The 9,737-nt window shown below is 49.9% G+C and carries 10 protein-coding genes; all 10 read right to left on the minus strand.

All coding sequences use genetic code 11. The features are described from left to right. A partial coding sequence (locus tag KKH67_12805) for a cytochrome c biogenesis protein (protein ID MBU1320060.1) occupies positions 1 to 636 on the minus strand: 636 nt, incomplete at its 3' end. After that, entirely contained in the window at positions 637 to 1,308 is a 672-nt protein-coding gene (locus tag KKH67_12810; protein MBU1320061.1) for a heme exporter protein CcmB, read from the minus strand. Then, positions 1,292 to 1,912, minus strand: coding sequence for an ATP-binding cassette domain-containing protein (locus tag KKH67_12815; protein MBU1320062.1), 621 nt, complete (start codon positions 1,910 to 1,912; stop codon positions 1,292 to 1,294). Before KKH67_12815 ends, KKH67_12810 begins: the two co-directional genes overlap by 17 nt. Before the next feature lie 161 nt (positions 1,913 to 2,073). Further along, positions 2,074 to 2,784 (minus strand): signal peptidase I, encoded by a 711-nt coding sequence (gene lepB, locus KKH67_12820; GenBank protein ID MBU1320063.1) that lies wholly within the window; start codon positions 2,782 to 2,784, stop codon positions 2,074 to 2,076. A 169-nt stretch (positions 2,785 to 2,953) separates the two neighbouring features. Further along, positions 2,954 to 3,700: a signal peptidase I gene (lepB, locus tag KKH67_12825; protein ID MBU1320064.1), complete on the minus strand. Its 747-nt coding sequence runs from the start codon at positions 3,698 to 3,700 to the stop codon at positions 2,954 to 2,956. Between the two features lie 58 nt (positions 3,701 to 3,758). Then, complete coding sequence (gene rseP / locus KKH67_12830) at positions 3,759 to 4,823, minus strand: RIP metalloprotease RseP (GenBank protein MBU1320065.1); 1,065 nt, start codon at positions 4,821 to 4,823, stop codon at positions 3,759 to 3,761. Positions 4,824 to 4,963: 140 nt separating this feature from the next. Continuing rightward, entirely contained in the window at positions 4,964 to 5,563 is a 600-nt protein-coding gene (locus KKH67_12835; protein ID MBU1320066.1) for a peptidylprolyl isomerase, read from the minus strand. 130 nt (positions 5,564 to 5,693) lie between these two features. Next, on the minus strand, positions 5,694 to 6,368 hold the full coding sequence (locus KKH67_12840) for a HEAT repeat domain-containing protein (GenBank protein MBU1320067.1): 675 nt from the start codon (positions 6,366 to 6,368) through the stop codon (positions 5,694 to 5,696). A 337-nt stretch (positions 6,369 to 6,705) separates the two neighbouring features. After that, positions 6,706 to 8,394, minus strand: coding sequence for a hypothetical protein (locus KKH67_12845; protein ID MBU1320068.1), 1,689 nt, complete (start codon positions 8,392 to 8,394; stop codon positions 6,706 to 6,708). Positions 8,395 to 8,758: 364 nt separating this feature from the next. Next, positions 8,759 to 9,631: a hypothetical protein gene (locus KKH67_12850; GenBank protein MBU1320069.1), complete on the minus strand. Its 873-nt coding sequence runs from the start codon at positions 9,629 to 9,631 to the stop codon at positions 8,759 to 8,761. Between the last annotated feature and the right edge of the window lie 106 nt (positions 9,632 to 9,737).

Genomic DNA, 9,737 nt, shown 5'->3' on the forward strand with positions numbered 1-9,737 from the left:
CGATTGATATACTCGTGGAACGATAAATCCAAAAAACGGCACGGTGACGAAGGCAAGTATCGAATATACCGCTGAGAACGAGGCTCGCCTTTCGGGCTGGGCAATCGACTGCCGCAGAGCGAAATACGCCCCGTAAATCACAAGCAGAATAAGAATCGAGGTCTGCCTCGGGTCCCAGTTCCAATATGTGCTCCATGCAACTTTGGCAAAAATAGAGCCGGAGACAGTCGCAGCGAAGCAAAACATCAATCCGAGCCCGGCGGCCATGGCGGCCTTGCTGTCTGCGATGGGATCCTTTCTCTTCAAATACAGGATGCTCTGCACCATAGCATGAGCAAACGCGATAAACGACACGAATGCGAACGGAACATGATAGTAGAATATCCTTGATGCAGGTGCCCATGACGGACCAGTTGAAAACTTGAAAGCTACCAGATCCGTGATATCCAGAATACCATTCCCATTTAGGTCTTTTGAACCATCCACCGGCATAATAGACGGCCCACCGTTGAACACAGATACAGTTATGTAGGCGACGTCATCAATGCCAGAGCCCGACATGGGCGGCGGAGTTGTAAAACTAAAGACGATCATTACCGCCATATAAACGAACAGCAAGATTTTCAAAATGGTCATCTATTCACTCCAGACATATTCGAATAAAATATACGACAGTGTTATCACGATTATTGGATAAGCTATCAGAATTTTTATGTAATTCCACATGTCAGCCGGATTGCCTCCCTGGAGCGCGATGTCTGTCGCAGTCATAGCAGAAAGCAGCACCGGAAGCAGTAGTGGGAAGGACAGGACCGCAAACAAGGCGCCTTTAACCGACGCCTTCGATACAATCGCGGCTATGATTGTCGTCGCTGACGCGATACCGAAGGACCCGAGCGCAACAACCAGAAGAAAGCGAGATACCGATGGCAAATCGAGATCCATGAGAACTATGTAAAGCGGCACAAGAATTACCAGAAGAAATACGCTCAGGGCAAGGCTAAAGAGGAGTTTACCTGCATAGACTACTCCCGGATCGGCGAATATTCGAAGCGTATCCGCCGTCTTCGACTCCTCCTCCTTGATGAAACTTGCAGCGAGCGCCTGCATCGATGAAAACAGGATGATTATCCAGATGAATGAAGCATGAAGTGACGACGAGACAACCTCCTGACCGATGGTCAAGCCGACTACGATCAAAGTGATCACGGCAAACATTGCCAGTGCATTCAGCGCATATCGCGTGCGGAGCTCACACCGGATATCCTTGGCAGTCAATGCCAGCACTCTTCTAACCCAGCTGGACAAACTTACCCCCGAATCTCAGCTCGTCTTCTTCGTTAGTTGCGAATATCAGCAACCCGTTCTTCAGTTGCTCTAGCATTACGCCATAAACCATCTCCTTGCCAACTTCATCGAGATTCGCAGTCGGTTCGTCGAGCAATAATACCGGAGGCGAAGAAAGCAGTGAGGCTGCATACTTGAGTCTCTGCTTCATACCGGATGAATAAGCTCCAAACAGGTCCTTGCCTCTGTCTCTAAGACCTACCCGGTCGAGGACTTCTCCCATTTCACTGCGAGTGCAACTCCTGCCGGACACGCTGCAAAGAAACCCGAGGTTCTCAAAACCGCTCAGCTCATCATACAGGTTGGCTTCAGGTGAGACCAATCTCGTAAGACTGCGTCTCACAGCTTCGTCCGCAGGTTTGCCCTGCACAAGAAGTCTGACTTCCCCCGATGTGGGAGCGAGCAATCCGGCGATTATCCTCAGCAGAGTCGATTTGCCAGAACCATTTGGACCAGCGATGCAGAGAGATTCACCAGCGGAGCACTCGAACTGGAGTCCATCAAAGACTCTGCGATAGCCGAACCGGCGGGTCAGCCCTTCAGCGCTCAGTGTAATCTTGTCCAATCTATCCTCGATCATCCCGGCTAAGTTACACTTTATCTGATTTTGGTCAACAGAAACTTGAGCAAACTAGTCCCTTAATAGACCTGCCGCGATCGGAGAGGCACGTAAACGACTCATTTCTAAGGAATTAGATCAGACGATGCGGGCGGGCTGCCTGAAAGCTAACCGACCAGATTTCCGATGCGTTGCCAGCGCACTCGTCTATGGAAGTTTGCGATGTTGTAGCTCAAAGACTTGAATATCGAAATCGGATCGCTCCAGTCGATGCCGGGTGCATGGCTATCCGGCACCCAGGAGAAGTGGACAATCATTGCGCGCCCCATGACATTGCTCCTTGGCACAAAGCCCCAGAAGCGAGAATCAAAGGAATTGTCGCGATTGTCACCCATCATGAAGTACTGACCATCAGGCACCCTCACCGGACCGTAGTTGTCCCTGATTCCATCCAAGGAACTTTGCGGCTTAACACGAGCGTCAGTGTGCTTGGAATGCTCAGGATCCTCGATTAGAACGCCGTCGACGTAAACCAACTTGTTTCGGATCTCAACAGTCTGTCCAGGTACGGCGACGCAGCGTTTGATATAATTGACTTCGGGGTTTCGAGGAAATTTGAATATCACGATATCGCCCGGCTCCGGATCGTCGAATGCAGGCAGATGGATCGGCAGCAGAGGAATCTTGGCACCATACACGAACTTGTTTCCGAGGATGAAGTCACCGGTCATAAGCGTGTCCTCCATCGATCCGGACGGAATGTTGTACGCTTCCACTAAGGATGTCTTTATGATCAGAGCTATAATCAGCGCACTGCCGAACAGCTTTACGTATTCCCAGATTACAGACCCGATCCTCTTTGACGTTGCAGAAGTCATGTCGTTACCTGCCTGACTATGCGTTAGAGAAAAGCGTACTTTCCGATTCACATTCCTTGAGCTATCACCCATCATACACAACCCTCACAGGCGAAGCTTCAATGAACACTTCAGAATATAATACTCTCTTCACCGGGGATTGTTTCATGATAGTGTAAATACAGGGTGGCTATGATACAGGCATCCCGAGCCGGTTCCACCTGACTCGGTCATAAAAGTTGACAAAGTTATACAAAAGTGAGTGTGTCATACTGAGTGGGTTCGACAAGGAGATCGCAGGGGCATTTGAATCTTCACCCCACGAAAGATATAAGAACAGTGCCTTGCCCAGGATGTTCTCCCTCGGCACACAACCCCAGAACCTGGAGTCATACGAATGATCTCTGTTATCTCCCATCATGAAGAACTGGTCCGCCGGCACCCTATATGGCCCAAAATTATCTCGATTCCACGCCTGACTTCCCTTCTCCGGTTCGCTCATATCCGAATACTTGGTGAATGCATCATCTTCGAATCTCTTCCCGTCCACATACACTACCTTGTTCTTCAATTGGACAGTCTGTCCCGGCCCAGCAACACATCGCTTTACATAGTTGAGACTCGGATCAAGCGGGAACTTGAATATGACGACATCGCCCGGTCGAGGATCTCTGATGGCTGGAAGACGCATATCCGAGAACGGTATCCGTGCTCCATAGATGAATTTGTTGGCAAGGAGAAAGTCTCCGATTAGGATCGTGTTCTCCATGGATCCGGTAGGAACCCGATAGCCTTCGATCACGAAGTGTTTGAGCGGGAGAACCATCAGAAAAGCGATAGCGAGGGACTTGACGTATGAGAGAATCTCATCGAACGACCCTTTCTTGACCTTCGGGCTGCGATCCTTCTTCGACTTTGTTTCTCTCTTCTTCGCCATCGAGCAATTGCCAGAGCTGTTTGAGCCAGCGATCATTCACCCTATCTGCTCTTGCAGATCACCAGGTGAACCACCGCACTATGTCATTATATGTAACAAACACTATCAATGTTATCAGAAAAGCAAGTCCCACTTGCTGCACTGCCGCGCGTTGCTTCAGCGTCATAGGTCTGCGCCTCGAAATCTCGATGCCGAGGAAGACAAGGTGTCCGCCGTCGAGAACCGGTATCGGCAGGATGTTGAGTATAGCGAGATTAACAGAGAGCATCGCGATGAACTCAAATAGAGCCGCAGCCCCGAGCCTTGCGGCATCACCTGAGATTTCTGCAATGAATAGCGGTCCACCAATCAATTTCGGAGATACCTGCCCCGATATCAGATTCCACAGAAATCCAAATATCATCGTAGTCATCTCCCACGTTCGTTCTGCTCCCCGCTGAATCGAAGCAACGAAACCTATCGGTTCCCACCACGATTTCTGATAAAACCCTATCTTCCCGACAGCTTGTTTCTTCCCCTTCATCGACATCGCCGTGTCGATTGATGTCACAAGGCTTAAGGTCCGAATCTCATCTCCGCGCTTGTATTCGAGCGTCAGCTCCTCACCCACTTTCGCCGAAATGGCTTTGGAAAGCTCGGAGAATGTCGCATAGGAAACACCATCCACCGACAGAAGAACATCATCAGCCTGCAACCCTGCATGAGCGGCAGGAGAATCCTCCACTACATTCCCGACAACCACATTATCTCTATTATACATGAGATCGCCCTGAATCAAGAAGAGCGCGAAGTATATCACAAAGGCGGCAACGTAGTTCATCAATGGCCCCGCGATAATAACCATCCCCCTCTGATAGGGACTCTTCGACATGAATTCATATGGCGCGCCCGTGTTCTCGGTTTCGTCGGGATTCTCCCCGGCCATCTTGACATAACCGCCGAGCGGAATGATAGAGATGCAATACTCCGTGTCGCCCTTCTTGAATCCAATCAGCTTTGGCGGAAATCCAAGCGAGAATTTGTCGACTCTTATGCCGACCCATTTTGCGACGAGAAAATGCCCGAGTTCGTGGACAAAAATCAGCAGCCCGAGCACGAATATCGTTGATAACAAAGTAGTCATGAGTATCCTTAGCTACACATTCCCTGTCAGACATTTAGTATACGAATCTGTCCGCATTAAGACATCAAAAACATCGCAATTTCGAAAACGTTTACTAAGTGCAAAATGTTCGTCCCCATTTGCAATTAGGCTTTAACCGGTTATTTTGCAGCAGGTTTGCCCCTGACATAAGCTCTTTCTATATAGGCTGGATCGAGCGGAAAATCAGGCTTCGCAGGAGGCTTCACTTTGCCGGTCGTCTCCATCATGCCAATCTTGTGTGCTACAGCTAGTGATGATGAGTCAGCGACATGCCCGAAAACAGTATACTTGCCATCGAGAAATGGCATCGGCCGTAGACAGATATAGAACTGGCTCGTTGCACTGTTGAGTGCGATTTTTCGCGCCATTCCGAGTGTGCCATCAACATGCTGCAGATCAGACAGTTCAGCAGGCACTTTCCACGGTCCTTCGCCCGTGCCATCCCCCTTGGGGCAACCACCCTGTATCAAAGTCTCCTTTATCACTCGGTGGAATATCAGCGAATCGTAGAATCCCATATTGACAAGTTTTGTAAGGCTGAGAACATGCTGTGGTGCGACATCAGGGTATAGATCGAGGACGATATCGCCGAGCGCCGTTTGGAGCACAACCTGTGAATCTGCGTAAGCTGCGGGATTAGCCTCCACGCTATCCTTATCGCCGGCGAATGCCATGGGAGCGATGAGTATCGTCAGGGCCAGTACCAATGCTGTTTTCATAAAATCTCCTCCAGAATATGGCCAATCTATTGCCAAATCGTGCTGCTGTCAATTTAGAAATCGATCAGCCGGAGGATTGTACACATTCTGGTGGAATCGGTTCGATGGAATCGTGGCGATGAACGCGAGATCAAAACGCGTCAATCAGCTTCTCTGCGTACACTTTGCGCGCCGTGCGATACTTGTCGGGATCGGCGTCGAGAGCTGTGAGACGACCGTCGGACTCCCACTCTCTGAATACACTGAGCATGCGATTCTTGCCCTTGGATGTCAGTCCCGCCTCGATCTCTTCGTGATCCGGCTTCAGCATGCAGTCGAACAGCTTGCCTATGCCCTCAACATCTGCATCGCCGGCAAGCTTCAGAAGTGTCTCGCTCTTGTCGGGAGTCGAGAGGATCTCAATAGACGTATTCACTGTATCGGCGATATCGGGTTCGAGACCTTCTGCGCTCATTGCGAGCACATCATCGAGCGCATCTCGCGCGCGCAACTGCGCCAAAGCAAATGACGCTTTGCTGCGAACCAGTCTGTGCGTGTCTCTTAGGGCTTCCCGCAATGCGTCGACGGATTCCTCACGATGCGGGAAATTTCTCAACACAACGCATGCCTGACTGCGCACGTTGAAATCGTTGTCTGATTCAAGAAATCGTATCGCAGCTTCGAGAACCGCTTCATTCTGAAATCTTGTCAGACGTGACATTGCTTCTGCGCGTACGAATGCATCCGGCGCAGTTAGTGCAAGCAACAGTCCTTTGAAATTTCCGGAGAGCTGCATGCTCCTGAGTTCATCAACTGTGTATGTCATATGTCCTTGACTCACATGGGTCGATATTTCGCTCGTTATCCCTATTTACCTTGTCGGCAGTGTGGTCGATTTTTTTACTATTGTGACAAATCGACTCCAGATTAGCCGGTTGCAGGTGTCGGTGCACGGGGACATACAGCAACCACATTCCGAACGGTCCTGTGGCCGCGATCTGTGATCGCGGTTCGACGAGGTCGAACGAATTACATTGGCAGAACCGCTCCAATGCGCTCTCAGAGATGACGTTGTTCGGCGTTCTTTTCAACAAGCTCTTGCGCGGGAATGACAACGCTGGATGCCTGCCATGATCTGCCACGGAATTGCACAATCGCGGCTGTCAGCAATCCAGAGTCCCATCATCGCTCGGATCGCACGGTGGACTGCCTCCGGCGAAAATATACGATATTAGAAAGACAACATCGTCAATATCAATCGCTCCCGAACAGTCTGCGTCTCCTGAGGCAAGCGGGTCGGGTGCTGATCCGCCGGCAAAGATGTACTGGATCAGATACACGACATCGTCAATATCAACTCCTCCGCTGGCATCAGCGTCGCCGCAGATATGACTCGTCGAACATCCAGCTCCGTAAGCTCCGATATCTACTCCCCATTCACCTGCTCCCACGCAGCAGGAGGTATCGTTCAAGTGGTAATCACCGTTAGCCGGATCGCAGAACGCGGGATCGCAGACGATATTACCTCCAAGTGTATCGCCATCTTCCACGTCGCAATACGTCACCCCAAATGTGGCATTAGACACGCTCCAAATTTCAGGCCCCGCGGCGGTTCCGGTGTCGCCCCAACAGATGGTGTTCTTCACATAAATCGTTGTAGTAGCTGTCGCATAGGCATACAGCGCGCCTCCCGCAAGGGCGCTATTGTACGCTATCGTATTTCCTGTGACCGGGAAGAAGCCTTCCCAGAAGGCGACGGCTCCGCCTGCCATGTTTGGTGCAGTATTATGCGCCAGGAGATTGCCTGAGAACAACCCCGCATCATCATAGGTATACTCCATCATCACTCCGCCACCACCCCGGTGAACGGTGCTACCAATGGCTGTGTTACCCGTAATAATGTTGTTGATGATGCCAACATCTTCTCCCGGCACGGCGTTTGACAAGTAGACGTGAATCCCACCGCCGCCATCTGCCGTATTGTCACTTATGATGTTCTCTCTGATTGTCCCCGAATACGTATGGAAGCAACTGATTCCGCCGCCTAACGCAGAATCACCCACTGCGCTGTTGAGTGATATCTCATTGTAGGAGATCAAATCGGTAGCGAGCACATAGCAGCATATCCCGCCTCCAATGCTGGCAGTGTTTTCCTTAATAGTGTTGTGCGTGATAACGGAGGAGCACTTGTAAAGGAGGATTCCTCCCCCCATCGTCATCACAGACGGGTAGCCCGCAGTGTCAGCGAAGTTACCGATTATCTCATTGTAACTGATTATCGGGGCGGATTCGGCAAACATCATGGCGCCACCAGCACCGGATGAGTCCTCCGTGAACAGATTGTACATTATCCTAGCATTCGAGGAGTCGGTACCACAGATTCCACCACCGTTATGAACGGCGGAATTCTGCTTTACAATGTTATGTGTTATGGTCGGGGATGCCCCGATGCACATGATCCCTCCGCCGAGCCACCTGTTGTACGCGTTCTTCCAGCCTTGTCCGTTCTGGATAGTGAATCCCTGGACAACCGCATTGGATGTCTCGCCAGCGCAGAACATTATGACGCACATGGTGTCGCCTTTGCTTTCTGCGCCATCGATGATCGTGTTCTGAATGGATATCGTGCTACCGGTGTTCATGTATTCACTGGTGAGAAAGATGTCCTTTCCCAGGAAATTGAGCCGTTCGTAGTAGTGACCCTCAGCTACCAACACTGTGTCTCCAGGTGCGGCACCGTTAATCCCGGCCTGAATAGTCGCAGAGTCTCCCGGAACATTGATGATTGTCCCGTGTGCGCTGGTGAATAGGAGCAGTATCAGCACAGCGCCAAGTAGCATTCTCTTTTTCATCATGCTTCTCCTTCTTCTTTTTCTTCTCCTAACTTATCATTTCCCCCTTCAAATGCGAATCAGATCGATTCGTGATTGCTAGTGCCCGTTGCTACCACCTCCCTGAAATGCACACAACAGCGTGCTTTGACATTTGATGATTTGCAGTAGAACATGATATTTCCAAACCCAAGTAAAGGTTGTCAGATGATTCGAAATTCAGTCAGAACTCCGAATTGTTAGTTTGCTTCTCTAAACGAAATGGCAAGAATCCAAGAGATGCACGAATTCATCGGCACTATGCTTGATGCCGGTGAGCGTCAACTGTTGTAGCCAACAGTATCAAGTTTCAGAGCTGCTTAGTAGTCTGTTATCTCACCTCCCACTAATCTTGAGTGTCCGTGAGAATCGCTTCCTTCATTTCTAATCTATCCATAACATCACGGTAATCCTCTGCCCCTTCCATGATGTAGTTGAACAGTATCTTCAAGCTTCTAGCCAGGCTTCTGTGCTCGATAAAAAGTGTCGTTAAAGAGGTTTCTCTCAAAACTGGGTCTTCCAAGGCGATTAAGACAATTCTCTCATCGAAGATAGCCATCTTCATGGGTAGCTCATCTACCATTTTCGCAAGTTCACCCCGATGAACGACCTGAGCCATCGTCCGAAATCGCATTTCCCTTGCTTGCTTATCTTCAGGAAGGTCGTAAACCCCCTTGATAACGATCCCTTTTTTGAGAAGCGCTGCGCGCTGCTCAAGCTGCTGTTCAATCTGCTCGCGAGAACCGGAATACGGGGGCTTGACGAACACTAGTATTTCCTCTTTAGCCTCCTCGGACAGTTGCAGGAACTTCCTGTGTATCTGATAAGGGTTCTTGATGACTTCTATGTACTCAAAGGGATCCTCTATGAACTGCCCCTGGTCCACTGCAGACGCGAATCGTGTTTGAAGGATTGAAGTGACCTGTTCGACAGCGCTATTCTGCTCAGCATATCGTTTCTCATTCTTGCTGGTGAGAATCTGCTGAAAAGAATCGGAATCAACTGCACCGTACTTCTTGACCTTGCCGGGCTTTAACCTGGCTAGACCATCGGCGACCAGTTTGTCGAGAATACCATAGATGCGTGCTCTGGGAACTCCAGAGAGCTTTGCGACCTCACCCGCGGTAAGAGAGTTCCTCTCGAGAAGGGCTATGTAAGCTCTCGCCTCATAACTGTTGAAACCCAACTTCTGGATTTCATCTATTAGCTTCTGTTCCATGATAAGGGCCCAACTGTTACTACTAAATAAAGTAACAATACAGTATAACAAGAAACTGAGAACTGTCAAGCGAAATATTACGAGATATATTCAAAAGTTGTGGATA

The organism is Candidatus Zixiibacteriota bacterium (assembly GCA_018820315.1).
In the GTDB taxonomy this organism is placed as follows: domain Bacteria; phylum Zixibacteria; class MSB-5A5; order JAABVY01; family JAHJOQ01; genus JAHJOQ01.